At 72.2% G+C, this 18,384-nt stretch carries 19 protein-coding genes; 13 read left to right on the forward strand and 6 right to left on the reverse strand.

What is annotated here, in order from left to right:
• Positions 1-64 precede the first annotated feature (64 nt).
• The 5 genes from ACGFH8_RS33350 to ACGFH8_RS33370 all read left to right on the forward strand — a co-directional run bounded on the left by ACGFH8_RS33350 (position 65) and on the right by ACGFH8_RS33370 (position 2,762).
• Positions 65-361, forward strand: a complete 297-nt coding sequence (locus ACGFH8_RS33350) for a DUF503 domain-containing protein (RefSeq protein ID WP_363616557.1) — start codon at positions 65-67, stop codon at positions 359-361.
• Positions 362-487: 126 nt separating this feature from the next.
• Complete coding sequence (gene rbfA, locus ACGFH8_RS33355; protein ID WP_393375238.1) at positions 488-988, forward strand: 30S ribosome-binding factor RbfA; 501 nt, start codon at positions 488-490, stop codon at positions 986-988.
• A complete protein-coding gene (locus ACGFH8_RS33360) occupies positions 985-2,043 on the forward strand; it encodes a bifunctional oligoribonuclease/PAP phosphatase NrnA (RefSeq protein WP_393375240.1) in 1,059 nt (352 codons plus the stop codon). Before rbfA ends, ACGFH8_RS33360 begins: the two co-directional genes overlap by 4 nt.
• 102 nt (positions 2,044-2,145) lie before the next feature.
• Positions 2,146-2,553 carry a hypothetical protein gene (locus ACGFH8_RS33365; RefSeq protein WP_393375243.1) on the forward strand — a complete coding sequence of 136 codons (408 nt, stop codon included), beginning with the start codon at positions 2,146-2,148 and terminating at the stop codon, positions 2,551-2,553.
• Positions 2,553-2,762: a DUF6186 family protein gene (locus tag ACGFH8_RS33370; RefSeq protein WP_393375430.1), complete on the forward strand. Its 210-nt coding sequence runs from the start codon at positions 2,553-2,555 to the stop codon at positions 2,760-2,762. Before ACGFH8_RS33365 ends, ACGFH8_RS33370 begins: the two co-directional genes overlap by 1 nt.
• Before the next feature lie 440 nt (positions 2,763-3,202).
• Here ACGFH8_RS33370 and ACGFH8_RS33375 read toward each other — a convergent pair whose 3' ends face one another.
• Positions 3,203-4,042 carry a hypothetical protein gene (locus ACGFH8_RS33375; protein ID WP_393375246.1) on the reverse strand — a complete coding sequence of 280 codons (840 nt, stop codon included), beginning with the start codon at positions 4,040-4,042 and terminating at the stop codon, positions 3,203-3,205.
• Between the two features lie 204 nt (positions 4,043-4,246).
• Here ACGFH8_RS33375 and ACGFH8_RS33380 point away from each other — a divergent pair, with 204 nt between their 5' ends.
• Positions 4,247-5,569: an MATE family efflux transporter gene (locus tag ACGFH8_RS33380; protein WP_393375248.1), complete on the forward strand. Its 1,323-nt coding sequence runs from the start codon at positions 4,247-4,249 to the stop codon at positions 5,567-5,569.
• Between the two features lie 103 nt (positions 5,570-5,672).
• On the opposite strand, the gene ACGFH8_RS33385 is transcribed toward ACGFH8_RS33380, so the two are convergent.
• Complete coding sequence (locus ACGFH8_RS33385; RefSeq protein WP_393375251.1) at positions 5,673-6,644, reverse strand: hypothetical protein; 972 nt, start codon at positions 6,642-6,644, stop codon at positions 5,673-5,675.
• 155 nt (positions 6,645-6,799) lie between these two features.
• On the opposite strand from ACGFH8_RS33385, the gene truB reads away from it, so the two are divergent.
• From truB to dapB, 6 genes are all read left to right on the forward strand, one after another.
• A complete protein-coding gene (gene truB, locus ACGFH8_RS33390; RefSeq protein ID WP_393375254.1) occupies positions 6,800-7,684 on the forward strand; it encodes a tRNA pseudouridine(55) synthase TruB in 885 nt (294 codons plus the stop codon).
• Positions 7,685-7,746: 62 nt separating this feature from the next.
• A complete protein-coding gene (locus ACGFH8_RS33395; protein ID WP_393375256.1) occupies positions 7,747-8,676 on the forward strand; it encodes a bifunctional riboflavin kinase/FAD synthetase in 930 nt (309 codons plus the stop codon).
• A gap of 192 nt (positions 8,677-8,868) precedes the next feature.
• A complete protein-coding gene (rpsO, locus tag ACGFH8_RS33400; RefSeq protein WP_030337594.1) occupies positions 8,869-9,138 on the forward strand; it encodes a 30S ribosomal protein S15 in 270 nt (89 codons plus the stop codon).
• Positions 9,139-9,364: 226 nt separating this feature from the next.
• Positions 9,365-11,752, forward strand: coding sequence for a polyribonucleotide nucleotidyltransferase (locus ACGFH8_RS33405; RefSeq protein ID WP_393375259.1), 2,388 nt, complete (start codon positions 9,365-9,367; stop codon positions 11,750-11,752).
• Between the two features lie 47 nt (positions 11,753-11,799).
• Positions 11,800-13,197 (forward strand): M16 family metallopeptidase, encoded by a 1,398-nt coding sequence (locus ACGFH8_RS33410; RefSeq protein WP_393375262.1) that lies wholly within the window; start codon positions 11,800-11,802, stop codon positions 13,195-13,197.
• Between the two features lie 108 nt (positions 13,198-13,305).
• Positions 13,306-14,073: a 4-hydroxy-tetrahydrodipicolinate reductase gene (gene dapB, locus ACGFH8_RS33415; protein ID WP_393375264.1), complete on the forward strand. Its 768-nt coding sequence runs from the start codon at positions 13,306-13,308 to the stop codon at positions 14,071-14,073.
• A gap of 9 nt (positions 14,074-14,082) precedes the next feature.
• Here the strand turns inward: dapB and ACGFH8_RS33420 are convergent, their stop codons facing one another.
• The 3 genes from ACGFH8_RS33420 to ACGFH8_RS33430 form a co-directional block, all read right to left on the reverse strand.
• Positions 14,083-15,654 carry an MFS transporter gene (locus ACGFH8_RS33420; protein WP_393375267.1) on the reverse strand — a complete coding sequence of 524 codons (1,572 nt, stop codon included), beginning with the start codon at positions 15,652-15,654 and terminating at the stop codon, positions 14,083-14,085.
• A gap of 63 nt (positions 15,655-15,717) precedes the next feature.
• A complete protein-coding gene (locus ACGFH8_RS33425; RefSeq protein WP_393375270.1) occupies positions 15,718-15,915 on the reverse strand; it encodes a sigma factor in 198 nt (65 codons plus the stop codon).
• Positions 15,916-16,010: 95 nt separating this feature from the next.
• A complete protein-coding gene (locus tag ACGFH8_RS33430) occupies positions 16,011-16,607 on the reverse strand; it encodes a GNAT family N-acetyltransferase (RefSeq protein ID WP_393375273.1) in 597 nt (198 codons plus the stop codon).
• Positions 16,608-16,642: 35 nt separating this feature from the next.
• Here ACGFH8_RS33430 and ACGFH8_RS33435 point away from each other — a divergent pair, with 35 nt between their 5' ends.
• Positions 16,643-17,917, forward strand: a complete 1,275-nt coding sequence (locus tag ACGFH8_RS33435; RefSeq protein WP_393375275.1) for a glycosyltransferase family 87 protein — start codon at positions 16,643-16,645, stop codon at positions 17,915-17,917.
• On the opposite strand, the gene ACGFH8_RS33440 is transcribed toward ACGFH8_RS33435, so the two are convergent.
• The gene (locus ACGFH8_RS33440) at positions 17,816-18,367 is read right to left on the reverse strand and encodes a GNAT family N-acetyltransferase (RefSeq protein WP_393375278.1); all 552 of its coding nucleotides are present in this window, start codon (positions 18,365-18,367) and stop codon (positions 17,816-17,818) included. The genes ACGFH8_RS33435 and ACGFH8_RS33440 overlap by 102 nt on opposite strands.
• Positions 18,368-18,384 lie beyond the last annotated feature (17 nt).

An 18,384-nucleotide genomic window follows, 5' to 3' on the forward strand; every position in this document is an offset into this window, starting at 1 on the left:
GTTTACGCCACGCGGCGTAAACCCCTTGATCATGCGGGGTGGGTTGGCGGTATCGTCCGGGGCGATGTTCACCGGAACCGCGGTCTTCGACCTGCTGCTGCCGGGCGACTCCCGGTCGCTCAAAGCCAAGAGATCATATGTACGGCCGATCGTGGCGGCGTTGCGTCGCTTCGAGGTCTCGGCCGCCGAGGTGGGTGCGCTCGACCTGCATGGTCGGGCGCAGCTGGCGGTGGCCGTGGTGGCCGCCGAGACGGCGCACGTCCGCGAGGTGCTCGACTCCTGTGAGCGCCTGGTGGCCAGTCGCCCCGAGGTCGAGTTGCTGTCGGTCCGACGCCGGTTGTACGGCGTGGACGACGACTGACCATGGTGCCGGCTGTGCCGGGCCACCGGTGCGGCCGCGAAGGTAGTGTTCGAGATGTTGGCCGGTCGGCCGGCGACCCCCGGGTCGTCGGCGCGACCGGGAGCAGGACGCCGTGGAGGTGGCGAGATGTCTGATCCGGCCAAGGTACGCCGGCACGCGGAACGGGTGCGTGAGCTGGTCGCGTCGGTGGTGCGGAGCCAGATCAAGGACCCGCGGCTCGGGATGATCACCATCACCGACGCCCGGATCACCGCTGACCTGCGCGAGGCGACGGTCTTCTACACGGTGCTCGGTGACGCGGTGGCCCAGGCGGACACCGCCGCGGCCCTGGAGAGCGCCAAGGGGCTGCTGCGCAGCACTGTCGGCAAGGCGCTCGGGCTGCGCCACTCGCCGACCCTCACGTTCGTCCTCGACGACGTGCAGGACCAGGTCAAGCACATCGACGACCTGCTCGCCGCCGCCCGTAACGCCGACGCCGAGGTGCAGCGACTGGCCGCCCAGGCGAAGTACGCGGGCGAGGCCCAGCCGTACCGGGTGGACGACGAGGACGACGAGACAGACGAGACGGACGAGGCCGACGAGGCCACCGACGTCAAGGACACCCCGCGGGGTGGGGAAACGCGGTGACCAGCACCGCCAGCGCCCCGCTCGCCGGGGCAGCCGGGCTCGGCCCGGCCGAGAGGGACTGGGCTGCGGCCGAGGCGCTGGTGCGGGCTGTCCCGCCGGGTGGCCGGGTCCTGCTGATCTGCCACGTCAACCCGGACGGTGACGCGCTGGGCAGCATGCTCGGCTTCGGTCTGGGCCTGCGGCAGTTCGGCGTCTTCGAACTGCAGGCGACCTTTCCCGGGCCGCCGGAGGTGCCCGAGCCGTTCCGGGGTCTGCCCGGGCTGGACCTGCTGGTCCCGGCGGACGCCGCCGACCCCGCACCCGACCTGGTGATCTGCTTCGACGCGGCGAGTGAGTCGCGCCTCGGTGAGCTGGCCGGGCGGTTGTCGTCGGCGGGTGCGGCGCTGGTGCTCGACCACCACGCGTCGAACTCCGGCTTCGGCACCGTCAACCTCGTGGATCCGGGCGCCGCGGCGACGTCGGTCGTGGCGGAGCAGTTGCTGGCCCGGCTCGGGGTCGTGGTGGATCCCGCCATCGCGGAGTGCTTCTACGTGGCCCTGACCACGGATACCGGCTCGTTCCGGTTCGCGGCGACCACCCCGGCGGTGCATGAGATGGCCGCCCGGTTGCTGGCGACAGGCATCTCGCCCGGAGACATCTCCCGACAGGTCTTCGACACCCGGCCCTTCGGGGCGGTGCGTCTCTTCGGTGAGGTGCTCGGCCGGGCACGGCTGGAGCCGGCGGCTGCGGGCGGCCGAGGGTTTGTCTGGACCTTCGCCACGCTCGCGGATCTGACCCGGCACGACCAGCGGCCGTACGTGCTGGAGGCGCTCATCGACTCGGTGCGGTGCACCGCCGAGGCGGATGTGAGCTGCGTGCTCAAGCAGACCGCTCCCGCCGAGTGGGCGGTGTCGATGCGCAGCAAGGGCGCGGTGGACGTCAGCCAGGTCGCGGTGACGCTTGGCGGTGGTGGCCACCGGTTCGCGGCGGGGTTCACCGGTCGGGGCACCGTCGAGCAGGTGGTCGAGTCGATCCGCGGCCAACTGGACGCGGCGCTGCTCGACCCCGGCGCCTGACGGCGACGTTCGCCGTCATCGATCGCCCGGTCCGCAGGATCAGGGTCAACTCCGGGGAGTGTCGGTCTTCCCGCGCTCGGTGAGACCGGGAAGAATTGCGGGATGGAGCAGCCGCACGACCTCACCGTGGAGGCCCCCCGTGCCTGGGACCGGCCCACCGTCTCCGTTCCCGTCCTCGTCTGCCTGTCGCTCGTCGGTGGTCGGTTCGCGTCCTTCTCCACCGAGGCGAATCTCTTCACCATCGGCACCGGCGGGGTGCTGATCTGGCTCGGTCTGAGCAATCGGGTGCCTCGCCGACCGGCGCCGCGCCGGCTGGGCCCGGGGGCGGTCTGGTGGGCGGTGCCGGTGGTGGTCTTCGGGGTCTTCGAGGGCGTGACCTTCGTGCTGGCCGCCGGTGACGACTTCCCCACCTTCTCCCGGCTGGCCGACCCGCTTCTGGAAGATCATCTGACGCGGTCGGCGGTGTGGTTCGCCTGGCTGGCCGCCTTCTGGGGGCTGGTGCGTCGATGATGCGGGCGCTCGCCATCGGTGGTTTCCTCACCGCGTTGGCGCTCTTCGCGGTGGTCGAGTGGATGGCCCGGCGGGAGGGTTCCCGGATCCCCACCCTGGGCGAGGTCTGCGCGTACGTGATGCGCTACGAGGTCGGGTCGGTCCCGGTGGGCCGGATCGGTCTGTTCGGGTTCTGGTGGTGGCTGGGCTGGCACTTCCTGGCCCGCTGAGCCGGGTCTCCGCCTGTCCACATGGCGGGAACCGAGAGCAGCATATGGACCTGAACGATAACTTGGGAGACGGCCGGGTACCGCGTCGCGGTGCAGGTCATGGGTGGTGGCGCCACACCTCGTGCTGCCTCCCTCCAGGGTCGGACCGACCCGGGCTCACGCTGCCCAGTCGGCTGCTCCGGTAATCCCGGACCGCCGTGGGACGCGCAGCACGACCGCCCGCGAGGGCCACCGCGTGTCGGTGGCTCGCTCCCTGGAAGGACCACCACCATGCCGAACAAGCCCAAGCCCGAGACCACCGACGACGCCCGCGAGCAGGCCCGCCGCGCCCTGCAGACGTCGATGGACACCCGTCAGTGACTCATCTCGACACGTGGTGACGCCGCCCATGCGCCGCGCTGACGGCGTCACCGCCCGGCCACACGTGGGGATCGGGTCGTTCAGGACAGGAACGTGTCCAGGGCCGCCTCGATGGTGCCGGAGTCCGGCGTCGCGTACGCCCTCATTGTGGTCCTGTCGTACGAGATGAAACTCGGGCACCTGTTCGTCGGGGCGGTCACGGTGCCGCCGTCGCCGATCTTCTCGGCGGTCCGGGCCGCGTAGAAGGTCAGGGTGTAGCGCGACGAGACGTAGTCGACGCTTACCTGCTTCTCCGCCTTGTCCTTGTACTGACACTTCTTCGGGGCGCCCTGGCTGCCCTCGACGAATCTCAGGCAGCCGACCACCGACACCTTCTCGTAGTCCGCGCCCTTCGCGTAGTAGGACTTGTCCGAGGGGACGTACGTCGACGACCAGGACGTCGGCCGGTCGGGGTTGTTCGAGAACGTGTACGCCTTGGCGCCGGCCCGGCCCCCGTAGGGCGCCGCGTTCAGGATCGGGCTGCCGTCGCAGACGTTCGCCAGGTCGCTCGAGTAGCGGGCGGTCATCGAGTTGTTGTTCGGTGGATCCGCCTGCCCCGGCGTGGGGACGGTCCCCGTGCCCGAAGTGCTGGCGGCGCCGGGTGTGAGGGTGGGGGACGTGCCCCGTGCCGGCTCGTCGTTGTCGTAGGCGAGCAGGATGCCGATTCCCGCGCCACAGATGGCGAGCATGACGACCACCGCGCCGGCGACCAGCCCGATGATCAGGCCCTTGTTCGACGTGTTCGGCGCCGGCGGCGGTGGCGCGCCGTAGTACGGCTGGGGTGGTGGCTGCCCGTACGGCGGGTAGCCGCCCTGCTGCGGCACCGGGGGGCCGCTCCATGGGGTGACGTTCGGGCCGGGCGGAGGGTAACTGTCGCTCACTGTGGTCAGGCCTATCGCTGTCGTGGTGCCCCCCGCGTGGGAGCCTCGGACAGGGTAGTGAGCGCCGCAAACCGGGATGCCGGCGACACCGAGCGCATCGGGCCCGCGATCCTCGGTGCCGTCCACCGAGCCGGGCGAGAGCTGGGCCCGTAAGTTCCCGGTTGCCTTGTGCTCCTTACCGCAGTCGTGCCAGGATCGGCGGCGATGAACCACACCGCCACCGCTCACCGACCCGCCTCTCCTCGGCGGATCGCCGCGCTCGCCCTGCCGGCCCTCGTGGTGCTCGCCGCCGAGCCGCTCTACGTGCTCGTCGACACCGCGGTGGTCGGACACCTCGGCCGGGTGCCGCTCGCCGCGCTCGCCGTCGGCGGCACGGTGATGACCCTCACCGCCTGGGTCGGCACCGTCGTCGCGTACGGCACGACCGGTCGCGCCGCCCGTCGCTTCGGCGCGGGGGACCGGGCCGCCGCGGTAGCCGAGGGAGTGCAGTCGTCCTGGCTGGCGTTCGGCGTCGGCCTGCTGATCGCGATCGGCATGCAGGTCGGCGGTGGCGCGCTCGCGCGTACCCTCGCCGGTGGACCTGGCGACGTGGCCGACGCCGCCGCGCACTGGCTGCGGATCGCGGCCCTCGGCGCCCCCGGCCTGCTGCTCGCCGCCGCCGGCAACGGCTGGCTGCGCGGCGTGCAGGACACCCGACGTCCCCTGTTCTTCGTGCTCGGCCCCAACCTGCTCTCCGCGCTGCTCTGCCCACTGCTGGTCTACCCCGGCGGCCTGGGCCTGGTCGGTTCGGCGGTGGCCAACGTCGTCGCGCAGACGCTCTGCGGGGCGCTGTTCGCCGCGGCGCTTGTCGCCGAGCGGGTGTCGCTGCGGCCCCGGCCCCGGGTGATCCGCCAGCAGTTGGTGCTCAGCCGCGACCTGCTCATCCGAGGGCTGGCGTTCCAGGCCAGCTTCCTCTCCGCGACGGCCGTCGCCGCCCGCTTCGGCGCCGCCGCCGTCGGCGCCCACCAGATCGCCCTGCAACTCTGGTTCTTCACCGCGCTGGTGCTCGACGCCCTCGCGATCGCCGCGCAGTCCCTGGTCGGTGCCGCGCTCGGCGCCGGCGACGACGCGGGCGCCCGGGCACTGGCCCGCCGGATCGGGCTGCTCGGTGGCGTCTGCGGCGTCGCCTTCGCGCTTGTCGTCGCCGCGGGCGCCGGCGTCGTGCCGTCGTGGTTCAGCTCCGACGAGGGGGTACGCGAGCAGGCCATGGTGGCCTGGCCCTGGTTCGTCGCCATGCTGCCGCTGGCCGGGGTGGTGTTCGCCCTCGACGGCGTGCTGATCGGCGCGGGCGACGTGCGTTACCTGCGCAACCTCACCATCGTGGCGGCGCTCGGCGGCTTCCTGCCGGCCATCTGGCTGGCCTACGTGCTCGACCTCGGGCTGGGCGGCATCTGGGCCGGGCTCACCCTGTTCGTGGTGGTCCGGCTGGTCGCCCTGCTGCTGCGCCTGCGCAGTGGCGGCTGGGCGGTAACCGGGGCCGTCCGCTGACCCCGACGTCCCCGCCGATCTTGCAGTTTCTGTCGCCGATATGAGGTGGATGGTGCCTTATGTCGGGGCAGTAACTGCAAGATCGCGGAGCGCGGGGGTGGGGTTAGCAGATCTCTGCCTCTTCGGGGCCCCAGTTCGGGTCGTAGATGCTCTTGGTTGACCCTGCCGGCAGGCCCCGTTCGAACCCGATCTCCAGGTCGATCATTCCCCGGAGGATCGCGGCGCAGGTCGCGTTGAGCACGCTGTAGTCGGCGCTTGCCAACCACAGGCCGGCCGAGCTGGCCAGGACGTCGTCCGGGTGCGGCACCTGCCAGACCACCTCGTCCCGGAGGGTGACGAGCCCGGTGCCGGGCGGATGTGCCTGCCGTCCGGGCAGGGCGAAGGAGTACACCCACAGGAACCGGGTGGTGATCTCCAGCTCCCGGACACGGTCGTCGGTGACCAACCGGTACTCCATGCTGCCACTGACGCGGATGCCCGGCGCCGGGTCGAACCGCGGGTCGGCGGCGGGGTCGATGCGGGTGGCGTAGGCCAGGCTGTCCCCGGCCGCGAAGTCCTTGTCCACCTGGTACCGGCCGTCCGGTGTCAGCAGGGCGACGAACTTCGTGGGGTCGCCGGCGAGCATGGACCGCTCGAGTCGACCGTGGATCAACGCCTGCCTGACCTTCGTCAGCGCGTCCGCGACCTGCTGGGCGGTGAACGGCGCGGCGGCCCGGGCTGTCGGGAGGGCGATTCCCGCCTCGCCCACGGCGAACGTCTCCGCCGGAGTGCCGGCGAACGGGCCGAGGGCGTTGCCGCTCCCGTCGACCGGCCGGGAGTTCGACTCGCCCCGCGCCAGGTTGATGCCCTGCCAGGTCAGCACCGCGACAAGCGTCAGCGTGACGAACGCGGCGGTCCCGCCGAGCACCTTTCCGGCGTGCTGCTCCCACCCCAGCCGCAGGCGTTCCCCCCTGGTCAGCGCGCGTTCGGTCACCGGCTCGCGCAGCCAGTCCGCCACTCGCAACGGTTCAGGCTCGACGGCATCCGGGGGGCGGGCCGGGGTGACGGGCGGGCTGGAGGGCTCTTCGCTGATCATCTGTCGTCCTGGCTCGATGGGAGCGGGCGAGTGATCTTCGCATCCGCCGCGACGTCGTGGTGTCCCCTCCGTGATCGAGCCAGCGGGGTGTGGCGCCCGGCCGAGAGCCACCGCGACGACCGTCGCCGACTGGCGGTCTGGCAGGCTTGGCCGACGTGAGCACCGATGGTCTGATCGTGGTCGACAAGCCCGGCGGCATGACGTCGCACGACGTGGTGGCGCGGATCCGCCGACTGGCGAAGACCCGACGGGTCGGGCACGGCGGCACCCTCGACCCGATGGCCACCGGCGTGCTGGTGATCGGCGTGGGCCGGGCCACCCGGCTGCTGACCTACGTGATCGGCGCGGGCAAGAGCTACACCGGCACCATCCGGCTCGGTCAGGCCACCGTCACCGACGACGCCGAGGGCGACGTGATCGCCACCACCCCGGCCGGCCTGGTGACCGACGAGGCGATCCGGTCAGCGCTGGCCGGGTTGAGCGGCGAGGTCGACCAGGTGCCGAGCGCGGTCAGCGCCATCAAGATCGACGGGCAGCGGGCGTACAAGCGGGTCCGCGACGGGGAGAGCGTCGAGCTGCCCGCCCGGCGGGTCACCATCTCCCGCCTGGGGGTGCTGGCCATCCACCGCACCGAGCCGGACGTGGTGGACGTGGACGTGGACGTGACCTGCTCCTCCGGCACGTACATCCGGGCCATCGCCCGGGACGCGGGCCTGGCGCTCGGCGTCGGTGGCCACCTGACGGCCCTGCGCCGGACCGCCGTGGGCGGTTTCACCCTGGCCGAGGCGGCGACCCTCGACGAGCTGGAACAGCGTGCCCCGGACGTGGTGAACCTGCCGCTGGACGCGGCGGCCGACCGGTTCTTCCCGCGCCGGGAGGCCACGCCCGACGAGGCGAAGGTGCTGGCCCACGGCGGGCCACTGGACCCGGTCGGCCTCACCGGGCCGTACGCCGTCTTCGGGCCGGCGGGCGGCCTGATCGCTATCGTCAGCGAGCGGGACGGACGGGCTCGGGCGGAGATCGTGCTCGCCCCGGCGTGACGGGTCGCAAGGCAGTCCCGCCGGCCCGGCCGGCGGTGTTGGGGACACCAGAGAGGAACGGCATGCAGCGGTGGCGGGGGTACGACGCGGCGCCCGGTGGGTGGGGACGCTCGGTCGTCACCATCGGCGTGTTCGACGGCGTGCACAAGGGGCACCAGGCGACCATCGGGCACACCGTGGCCCGCGCGCGGGAGTTGGGCGTGCAGTCGGTGGTGGTCACCTTCGACCCGCACCCGGCCGAGGTGGTCCGCCCCGGTTCGCATCCGGCGGTGCTCACCGAGCAGGCCCGGAAGGCGGAACTGGTCGAGGAACTCGGCGTGGACGTGCTCTGTGTGGTGCCGTTCACACCGGAGTTCTCCCGGTTGCCCGCCGAACAGTTCGTGCACGACGTCCTGGTCGAGCACCTGCACTGCGCGCTCGTGGTGGTCGGCGGCAACTTCCGGTTCGGGCACCGGGCGGCCGGCGACGTGGCGCTGTTGGAGCGGCTCGGTCAGACCTTCGGCTTCGGGGTGGAGGGCAGCCCGCTCGTCGCCGAGGACGGCACCGTCTTCTCCTCCACGTACATCCGCTCCTGCGTCGACGCGGGCGACGTCGGCGCCGCCGCCGCCGCGCTCGGCCGCCCACACCGGTTGGAAGGTGTGGTGGTCCGCGGCGACCAGCGGGGGCGGGAACTGGGCTTCCCCACCGCCAACCTGCTCTGCCACCGGTACGCGGCGGTCCCGGCCGACGGGGTGTACGCGGCCCGGCTGATCCGTCGCGGGCAGCACGAGCCGCTGCTGGCGGCGGTGTCGGTGGGCACCAACCCGACGTTCTCCGGGCGGGAGCGGCGGGTGGAGGCGTACGCGCTGGACTTCGCCGGTGACCTGTACGGCGAGCGGCTGGCCCTGGACTTCGTGGCGCACCTGCGCGGTCAGATCCGGTACGACTCGATCGAGCCGTTGATCGCCCAGATGAACCAGGACGTCGAACGCACCCGGCGCGCGCTCGCCTGAGCGCCGTGGGCTGCGCCGCCGAGCCCTTCGCCGGGTGTTACCGGCGAGTGCTGGTAGTCTTGCCCAGACGTCGGGAGACCGGCGTGGGGCCTCGCGTGCCTGCTCGACGCCGCGGGTGCGAGGTACCGGTCCGTTCCCGGTCCATCGGGACGACGGACACCTACTTGATCAACCCATCGAAACAGGGAGAACATGGCGCTCGACCAGGAAGCCAAGGCCAGCATCCGCGCGGAGTACGCGACCGCCGAGGGCGACACCGGTTCGCCGGAGGTTCAGGTCGCGGTCCTCACCAAGCGGATCGCCGAGCTGACCGAGCACCTGAAGGTGCACAAGCACGACCACCACAGCCGCCGTGGGCTGCTGCTGCTGGTCGGCCGTCGCCGTCGGCTGCTCAACTACGTCCAGAAGAAGGACATTGCCCGCTACCGGTCGCTCATCGAGCGGCTCGGCCTGCGCCGGTGACGTGACGGGGGAGTGGCCGACCGGCCGCTCCCCCGTACGGCGTCCCACCTGAAGAAACACGGGCCGCGCGACCACCCGAGAGGGAGCCGGTCAGCGTACCGGTCTCCGGTAGTGGCCCCCGGGAACCCCGGCATCGAGCCGGCCCCCGGGCGCTTCGATCGAAGACCGGCCGGCTGAGCAGCTCCCCGATGTCGTGGGCCCACGACGCGAAGGAGCACGACAGCACATGACCGAGACCAAACTCGGCACCGAATCCCGCACCGCCGTGATCGACAACGGGTCCTTCGGCACCCGCGAGATCACCTTCTCCACCGGCCGGCTGGCTCGCCAGGCCGCCGGTTCCGTCATCGCCCAGCTGGGTGAGACGGTCGTTCTCTCCGCCACCACCGCCGGTAAGCACCCGAAGGAGCAGTTCGACTTCTTCCCGCTGACCGTCGACGTCGAGGAGCGGATGTACGCCGCGGGCCGCATTCCCGGCTCGTTCTTCCGCCGTGAGGGCCGGCCCAGCGAGGACGCGATCCTCACGTGCCGCCTGATCGACCGGCCGCTGCGCCCGTCGTTCGTGAAGGGCCTGCGCAACGAGGTCCAGGTCGTCGAGACCATCCTCGCGCTCGACCCGCAGCACCCGTACGACGTCGTGGCGATCAACGCCGCCTCGATGTCGACGAAGCTGTCCGGCCTGCCGTTCTCCGGCCCGATCGGTGCGACCCGCGTCGCCCACATCGACGGCCAGTGGGTCGCCTTCCCGACCCTGGAGGAGCTGGCCCGCGCCACCTTCGACATGGTCGTGGCCGGCCGCACCCTCGAGGACGGCGACGTCGCGATCATGATGGTCGAGGCCGAGGCCACCCCGAACGCCGTCGCCCTGATCTCGGCCGGCGCCACCGCGCCGACCGAGGAGGTCGTCGCCAGCGGCCTGGAGGCCGCCAAGCCGGCGATCCGTGAGCTGTGCCGCGCGCAGAGCGAGCTGGCCGAGGTCGCCGCCAAGCCGGTCACCGAGTTCCCGGTCTTCCTGGACTACCAGGACGACGTGTACGACGCCGTCTCCGAGCTGGCCCGCGGCGAGGTCGCCGAGGCGATCACCATCGCCGGCAAGGCCGACCGCGAGGAGGCCCTGGACCGGGTCAAGGCCCGCGTCGCCGAGGAGTTGGGCGCTCGGTTCGAGGGTCGGGAGAAGGAGCTCAGCGCTGCCTTCCGGTCGCTCACCAAGTCCGAGGTGCGCAACCGCGTGCTGCGCGAGCAGGTCCGCATGGACGGCCGGGGCCCGCGCGACATCCGGGAGCTGACCGCCGAGGTCGGCGTGCTGCCCCGGGTGCACGGTTCGGCGCTGTTCGAGCGGGGCGAGACCCAGATCCTGGGCGTCACCACGCTGAACATGCTCCGCATGGAGCAGATGGTGGACACGCTGTCCCCCGAGAACCGCAAGCGCTACATGCACAACTACAACTTCCCGCCGTACTCGACCGGTGAGACCGGCCGGGTCGGCTCGCCGAAGCGTCGCGAGATCGGCCACGGCGCTCTCGCCGAGCGTGCGCTGATCCCGGTGCTGCCGTCGCGCGAGGAGTTCCCGTACGCCATCCGGCAGGTCTCGGAGGCGCTCGGCTCCAACGGCTCCACCTCGATGGGTTCGGTCTGCGCGTCGACGCTGGGCCTGCTCTCCGCGGGTGTCCCGCTGAAGGCGCCGGTCGCCGGCATCGCGATGGGGCTCATCTCCGACGAGGTGGACGGCAAGACCCAGTACGTGACGCTGACCGACATCCTCGGTGCCGAGGACGCGTTCGGTGACATGGACTTCAAGGTCGCCGGCACGCCGGAGTTCGTCACCGCGCTGCAGCTCGACACCAAGCTCAACGGCATCCCGTCGGACGTGCTGGCCGCCGCGCTGCAGCAGGCGAACGAGGCCCGGCAGGTCATCCTCGGCGTCATGAAGGCCGCGATCGAGGCTCCGGCCGAGATGTCGGACTACGCGCCGCGGGTCACCACCGTCAAGATCCCGGTCGACAAGATCGGCATGGTGATCGGCCCGAAGGGGCAGACCATCAACGCGATCCAGGACGAGACCGGCGCCGAGATCTCCATCGAGGACGACGGCACGATCTACGTCGGCGCGACGAACGGCCCGTCGGCCCAAGCCGCCGTCGACCGGATCAACGGGATCGCCAACCCGACACTGCCGAAGCAGGGCGAGCGGTTCCTCGGCACGGTGGTCAAGACCGCCGCGTTCGGCGCGTTCATCTCGCTGCTGCCGGGCCGCGACGGTCTGCTGCACATCTCCAAGGTGGGCGACGGCAAGCGGGTCGAGCGCGTCGAGGACTTCCTCAACGTCGGCGACCGGGTCGAGGTCGAGATCGCGGACATCGACGCCCGCGGCAAGATCTACCTCGACAAGGTCCGCCCGGAGGGCACCGAGGCGCCGGCCGCCGGCGGCGACCGGCCGGCCGGTCGGGACCGGGGCGACCGGGGTCCGCGTGACCGTGGCGACCGCGAGCGTGGCGGCGACCGGGGCGGCGACCGAGGTGGCCGTGGTCCGGAGCGTGGCGGCGAGGGCGGCAACGGCGGCGGCGAGGGTGGCGAGGGCGGCGAGCGTCCGCGCCGCCGGACCCGGCACAGCTGATCGTCGTACATCGCATCACCCACCCCTCGTCGAACCGGGAGCAAGTCGTGAGTCGGGCCATCAGCGCGCCGTTTCCACCGGATCGACGGGGGGTGGCCGCGTCCCCGGGGAATGGGACGGGCCGCTCCGGCGGCACCGCCCGTGCGGTGACCCGGACGCTCAGCGACGACCCGCTGGGCGGCACGGTACGACGTACCGTGCTGCCCAGCGGCCTGCGCGTCCTCACCGAGGCGATTCCGACGATGCGCAGCGTCTCGTTCGGCGTCTGGGTGGCGGTCGGCTCCCGCGACGAGACCGGCCCGCAGGCCGGTGCCGCGCACTTCCTCGAGCACCTGCTCTTCAAGGGCACCCACAAGCGCACCGCGCTGGAGATCTCCTCGCAGATCGAGGCGGTGGGTGGTGAGACGAACGCGTTCACCACGAAGGAATACACCTGCTACTACGCCCGCGTGCTGGACGAGGACCTGCCGCTCGCGGTCGACGTGATGTGCGACCTGGTCGCCGACTCGCTGCTGGAGCCGGCCGACGTCGAGACCGAGCGCGGCGTGATCCTGGAAGAGATCGCCATGCACGACGACGAGCCCGGTGACGAGGTGCACGACCTCTTCGTCCAGGCCGTCTACGGCGACCACCCGCTGGGTCGGCTGATCTCCGGCACCGCCGAGACCGTCACGCCGATGACCCGCAAGCAGATCCAGAGCTTCTACCGCGGCCGCTACACCGCGCCGCAGATCGTCATCGCCGCCGCCGGCAACCTGGACCACGCCGAGGTGGTCAAGATGGTCCGCCAGGCGGTGCGGGGCACTCCACTGGACAGCGACCCGGCCACGCCGGCGCCGTACCGGGCGGCCACCCCGGCGGTACGCACCAAGGCGGCGACCACCCTGGTGGAGCCGAAGGAGACCGAGCAGGCGCACATCATCCTCGGCTGCCCCGGCATCGACCGCCTCGACGACCGGCGCTTCGCCCTCGGGGTGCTCAACAACGTGCTCGGCGGTGGCATGTCCAGCCGCCTGTTCCAGGAGATCCGCGAGCAGCGCGGCCTGGCGTACTCGGTCTACTCCTACGCCAGCCAGTACGCCGACACCGGCCTGTTCGCCGTCTACGCCGGCTGCGCGCCGGGCAAGGTGGACGAGGTGCTGGCCCTGACCCGCGCCGAGCTGGCCCGGGTGGCCGCCGACGGGTTGACCGAGGCCGAGGTGGCCCGGGGCAAGGGGATGAGCAAGGGCTCGTTCGTGCTCGGCCTGGAGGACACCGGTTCCCGGATGAGCCGACTGGCCAAGGGTGAGCTGCTCTACGGTGACCTGATGCCTGTGGACGAGCTGCTCCGCCGGGTCGACGAGGTCACCGTGCAGGACGTGAACGTCCTCGCCGCCGAGTTGCTCAGCCGGCCGATGTCGCTGGCCGTGGTCGGCCCGTTCGGCGCGGGCGACTTCACGGTCTGAGGTCTGCCGCCCGACTCGTCGAGGGCGTCCCGGTCGGGGCGTCCCGGCCGGTGGAGCGCACCGGATCCGGCCCGAGGGGCGCGTCCCGATTGGGATAGGTTGTGCCCCGTGACTGACGAGCAGGAGAAGACCCCGGCCGGGACGTTGCGGGTCGGCGTGTTTGGTGCGCGCGGCCGGATGGGCATCGAGGTCTGCAAGGCGGTCGACGCCGCCGACGACCTCGAACTGGTCGCCGCCATCGACCAGGGCGACGACCTCTCCGCCGCCTCCGGCGCCGACGTGGTCGTCGACTTCACCACCCCGGACGTCGTCATGGACAACCTCAGGTGGTGCGTCGACCAGGGCATCGACGCGGTGGTCGGCACGACCGGCTTCACCACCGAGCGGTTGGAGCAGGTGCGCGGCTGGCTGGCCGACAAGCCCGGCGTGGGCGTCGTCATCGCCCCCAACTTCGGCATCGGCGCGGTGCTGATGATGCAGTTCGCCGCGCGGGCCGCCCGACACTTCGAGTCCGTCGAGATCATCGAGCAGCACCACCCGGGCAAGCTGGACGCCCCCAGCGGCACCGCCACGCACACCGCCCGGAAGATCGCCCAGGCCCGCGCCGAGGCCGGCCTCGGCCCGGTCCCGGACGCCACAAAGGACGAGGTGGCGGGTGCGCGCGGCGCCGACATCGACGGGGTACGCGTCCACGCGGTGCGCGCCAGGGGACTCGTCGCCCACCAGGAGGTGCTCTTCGGCACCACAGGCGAGACGCTCACCATCCGGCACGACTCGTACGACCGGGTGTCGTTCATGCCGGGCGTGCTGCTGGCCGTCCGCGCGGTGCGCAACCGCCCCGGTCTCACCGTCGCCCTGGACGCCCTGCTCGACTGAGGCGCGGCGTCAGTGCTGGCCGGCCGGCGCGGACTCCTCGGGCTGGGCTGGCTCGGCACCGACCGGCGCGTAGGGCGGCACCGACCGGAACGCCAACGCGGCGACCACGGCGAGCCCGAGCAGCAGGACGGCACCGGCGGCGGCCGTCGTGACCAGCCCGCTCGTGTACGCCGCCCGGGCGGCCTCGACAAGCGGGCCGCCCACGGCGCTCGGCACCTCACCGGCCACCGTCACCGCCCCGGCCAGCCCGTCGCGGGCCCGGGCCGCCGCCTCGGCGGGCAGCCCCGCGGGCAGCGCCGGGCCCAGTTCGGCACGGTAGACGGCGGCGCCCACGCTGCCCAGGACCGCCACGCCCAGAGCGATGCCCAACTCGCCGCTTGTCTCGGATATCGACGCTGCCGAGCCGGCCCGTTCCGGCGGCGCCGACCCCACGATCAGGTCGGTGACCAGGGCCGACGGCAGTGCGATCCCGACCGAGGCGACGACGAAGGCGACCAGGACGACGAGGAGGGCGTGGTCGCCTCGCACCCCGGTGAGCAGCAGGAAGCCCGCCGCCGTGACCAGTTGCCCGGCGGCCATCACGTGCCCCGGCCGGAATCGGCGGGCCAGCAACGGCGCCAGGGTGGTCGCACCGATCATCGCCACCGCCTGCGGCACCAGCAGCAGCCCGGCGCGCAGCGGGGACAGCCCCTCGACGAGTTGCAGCCACTGGCTGACGAGCAGGAAGGTGCCGCCCATCAACAGGCCGTTGAGCAGGGACACCAGCAGCGCGGCGGTGAACGTGCGATTGCCGAAGAGGGAGACGTCCAGCAGTGGGTGACGCAGCCGGCGCTGCCGCCGGACGAAGGCGACCCCGACCAGCAGGCCGGTCACCATCGCCAGCACGGGCAGCGGGCGCCAACCGTGGCGGGCCAACTCCTTGAGGCCGTAGACCACCGGCAGGATGGTGGCGAGCGACAACGCGACGCTGACCAGGTCCAGTCGACCGGGGTGCGGGTCGCGGAACTCCGGAAGCAGCAGCGGCGCGGTCACCAGCAACACCGCCATCACCGGCACGCCCAGCAGGAACGCCGAGCCCCACCAGAAATTCTCCAGGAGCACCCCGCCGATCACCGGGCCGACCGCCATCCCGCCCATGAAGCAGCTCATCCAGACCCCGACCGCGACCGCGCGCTGAGCCGGGACCTGGAACATGTTGCTGATCAGGGCCAGCGTGGAGGGCATCAGCGTGGCCCCGGCGACGCCGAGCAGCGCCCGCGCGGCGATCAGGAGCTGCGGGTTCGGCGCGTAGGCGGCCGCCACCGAGACCACGGCGAACGCACCGGCCCCGATCAGCAACAGGCGTCGACGGCCCACCCGGTCGCCCAGGGTGCCCATCGTGACCAGGAAACCGGCGACCAGAAAGCCGTACGCATCGGTGATCCACAACTGCTGGGTGCTGTCGGCGCCGAGGTCCGCGCTGAGGCTGGGCAGGGCCAGGTAGAGCACGCTCAGGTCGAGCGCCAGCAACAGGGTGGGGAGGGCAAGCACCGCCAGCCCGATCCACTCCCGACGCCCGGCTGTGAGGTGTGCTGTCCGCATGGGTCTCGCCCTCCTGGTGACGATGGTGGACGACCGGCCGACCCCGAACTCATCGGTGCACCGTCAGGCGATTCTGTCGGGCAGGCCGAAGCGGAACGCGTCCCACCCGCTCCAGGCCCGCAGCAGGGTCTCCTGCACCGCGTCTTCGGCGTCGAACAGTGAGCCGAGCATCCGGTAGCAGTAACCGGTCAGTTCGACCCGGAACTCCTCCAGGTGCCCCTCGGCGGTCGCAGCCGACAGCGGCGCGGTGGCTGAGCTCATGGGCCTGACGGTAGGCGACAGGTCCGACATCGACCGTCGACTCCGGCCGGCGCGCCGACAGGCGCCGGCGTCCGGGGGCCGGGCGCCCGCGCGCGTCAGCCGGTCGGCTCCTCGTCGGCCGGGACCTTCTCGGGTGGTACGCCCACGTGCAGGCGTACCTGGGGCACGAGCATGTCATCGACGTCCAGGGCACGGGCCGCGCCGTCGAGCTCCCAGCCGGTGCTGGTGAGGAACTTCCGGGTCGCCTCGTCGCCCTCGAACGCCCAGGCCACCGCCCGGCTCAGCCCGTCCTCCCGCCACAGGTCGACGGCGGCGGCGAGCAACCGGCTGCCGTGCCCGCGCCGGCCCCACCGCGGCTCCACAAGCAGATCGGTCACGGCGGCCACGTCCGGGCCGAGCGCCTCGGCCGGCTCGTCCGGGGCCAGCGCCTCGGCGTCGGCCGGCCCGGAGGCGGCGAACCCCACCAGATACGATTGCTCGGCCTGTTCGACGGCGACCAGCACCCGGTGCGCGCGCGAGGGCGGCTCCAGCACCGCGGCGTTCCACCGCCGGGCGAGGAACGCCTCGTCCAGGTTGTCGAGCACGTGCCGAGGCAGGATCCGGCGGTACGCGACCCGCCAGGTCGCGAGTTGGATGCGTGCGATCTCGCCGGCGTCCTCAGGACGCGCCGGGCGGACGTACCCGAGAGCCATGGGACGGAAGCCTACGCAGGGCGAGGGAGGCGACGGTGGCGCAGGGTGCCAGGAGGACGACCGGGCAGGTCGTCGGGGTTGTGGTGCTCGCCGCGGCGGTCACCGCGTTCCTCGCCGTCGCGGCGGTGCGGCACGGCTTCTTCGACCTGAAGGTCTACTACGGCGCGTTGACCTGGTGGGTGCACGACGGCGGGGAGATCTACGACTACCTCAAGCCGGGCACCCAGTACGGCTTCACCTATCCGCCGTTCGCGGCGCTGGTGATGCTGCCGATGGCGTACCTGCCGTGGTCGGCCGCGATCGTGGTGAGCGTGCTCGCCAGCGTGGTCACCACCACGGTGCTGATCTGGTGGTGGGTCGACCCGATCGCCCGCCGGGCCGGCTGGACCCGGTGGTTCGCCCTCGCGGTGGCGCTCTGCCTGGTCGCCGCGTTCGAGCCGATGCGGGAGACCGTCAACTTCGGCCAGGTCAACACGCTGCTGCTCTTCCTGGTGGCGGTGGACCTGCTGCGGCTGCTGCCGGCCGGCAACAGGTGGGCCGGGGTGGGCATCGGGCTCGCCACCGCGATCAAACTGACCCCTGGCGTCTTCATCGTCTACCTGCTGGTGACCGGGCGATGGCGGGCGGCGCTCACCGCCTGCGGGACGGCCGCCGGGGTGTCGCTGCTCGCCGGTGCGCTCTTTCCGGACGCGTCCCGGGAGTTCTGGACCGAGGCGCTGTGGAACACCGCACGGGTGGGGGAGCTCGCCTTCGTCTCCAACCAGTCGCTGCGGGGGGTGGTCGCCCGACTCGACCCCGAGCACCCGAGCACCCTGCTGTGGCTGCTGCTGGTGCTCGGCACCCTGGCGCTCTGGGCCTGGCGTTCCCGGGCCGCCGTCTCCGCCGGTGACGAGGCCATCGGCCTGGCGTTGACCGGCGCGGTGATGTGCCTGGTCAGCCCGGTCACCTGGGTGCACCACCTGGTCTGGCTGGTGCCCGCGCTGATCCTGCTCGTCGACAACGCGATGGCCGCGCCGGCCGGCCGCCGCCGGCGGGTCCTGCTGGTCGCCGCGACCATCGGGTACGCGCTGCTGATCAGCCGGACCGTCTGGTTCTGGGAGAAGGACTTCACTGGTCTCGGTGGCTTCCTGGGGAGCAACGCCTACGTGTGGATCAGCCTCGCGTTGCTGGCCTTCCTGCCGATCCGTGGCTGGCTGACCCCGCCCGGGTCAGGTGTCGAGGAGCCCGACGTACCGCAGCTCGACAAGGCTGACCGGGGGTTGCCCACCGGCGAGCGGCACATGATAGGTCGACCGCTCACCGTCCGCTGACAGCCCGGCCCGCGCGCAGAACCGGCGGGCCCGCCGGTTGTCCGCCAGCACCCACGCCCGGTATTCGCTCCAGCCCCGCTCGGCGAGCCCGGCCCGAGCGGCGGCCAGGAGAGCGGCGGCGCTCCCGTCCCCCCAGTACGCCGGCTCCACGTACAACGCCACCACCTCGCCGACCGTCGGGTCCAGGTCGTCCCGGTCCTGGTCGCGGCGGTACGGCCCGAAGGTGGTGAAGCCGACGACCAGCCCGTCCACCTCGCCGAGCAGTGTGGTGAACGGATGGTCCGGGTCGGCGGTGCCGAGGTCGCGGCGACGCTGCGCCCAGGCCGCCACGTTCAGCCGCGCCAGCACCTCGTCCGGCATGAAGCCCGCGTAGCCCGCCTGCCAGCCGTGCACGTGCACCCGGGCGACCGCCTCGGCGTCGTCCGGCTCCTCCCGACGGATGGTCAGCATTGCACCGTTCTATGCCC

The sequence above is a fragment of the Micromonospora sp. NPDC049175 genome, assembly GCF_043197345.1.
Taxonomy (GTDB): domain Bacteria; phylum Actinomycetota; class Actinomycetes; order Mycobacteriales; family Micromonosporaceae; genus Micromonospora.

Excerpts from the sequence above, each read along its gene's own strand:
- ACGFH8_RS33350 (WP_363616557.1), top strand. The coding sequence starts at position 65 with ATGTTCACCGGAACCGCGGTCTTCGACCTGCTGCTGCCGGGCGACTCC.
- rbfA (WP_393375238.1), top strand. The coding sequence starts at position 488 with ATGTCTGATCCGGCCAAGGTACGCCGGCACGCGGAACGGGTGCGTGAG.
- ACGFH8_RS33365 (WP_393375243.1), top strand. The coding sequence starts at position 2,146 with ATGGAGCAGCCGCACGACCTCACCGTGGAGGCCCCCCGTGCCTGGGAC.
- ACGFH8_RS33370 (WP_393375430.1), top strand. The coding sequence starts at position 2,553 with ATGCGGGCGCTCGCCATCGGTGGTTTCCTCACCGCGTTGGCGCTCTTC.
- ACGFH8_RS33380 (WP_393375248.1), top strand. The coding sequence starts at position 4,247 with ATGAACCACACCGCCACCGCTCACCGACCCGCCTCTCCTCGGCGGATC.
- ACGFH8_RS33385 (WP_393375251.1), bottom strand. The coding sequence starts at position 6,644 with ATGATCAGCGAAGAGCCCTCCAGCCCGCCCGTCACCCCGGCCCGCCCC.
- ACGFH8_RS33395 (WP_393375256.1), top strand. The coding sequence starts at position 7,747 with ATGCAGCGGTGGCGGGGGTACGACGCGGCGCCCGGTGGGTGGGGACGC.
- rpsO (WP_030337594.1), top strand. The coding sequence starts at position 8,869 with ATGGCGCTCGACCAGGAAGCCAAGGCCAGCATCCGCGCGGAGTACGCG.
- ACGFH8_RS33405 (WP_393375259.1), top strand. The coding sequence starts at position 9,365 with ATGACCGAGACCAAACTCGGCACCGAATCCCGCACCGCCGTGATCGAC.
- ACGFH8_RS33420 (WP_393375267.1), bottom strand. The coding sequence starts at position 15,654 with ATGCGGACAGCACACCTCACAGCCGGGCGTCGGGAGTGGATCGGGCTG.
- ACGFH8_RS33425 (WP_393375270.1), bottom strand. The coding sequence starts at position 15,915 with ATGAGCTCAGCCACCGCGCCGCTGTCGGCTGCGACCGCCGAGGGGCAC.
- ACGFH8_RS33430 (WP_393375273.1), bottom strand. The coding sequence starts at position 16,607 with ATGGCTCTCGGGTACGTCCGCCCGGCGCGTCCTGAGGACGCCGGCGAG.
- ACGFH8_RS33440 (WP_393375278.1), bottom strand. The coding sequence starts at position 18,367 with ATGCTGACCATCCGTCGGGAGGAGCCGGACGACGCCGAGGCGGTCGCC.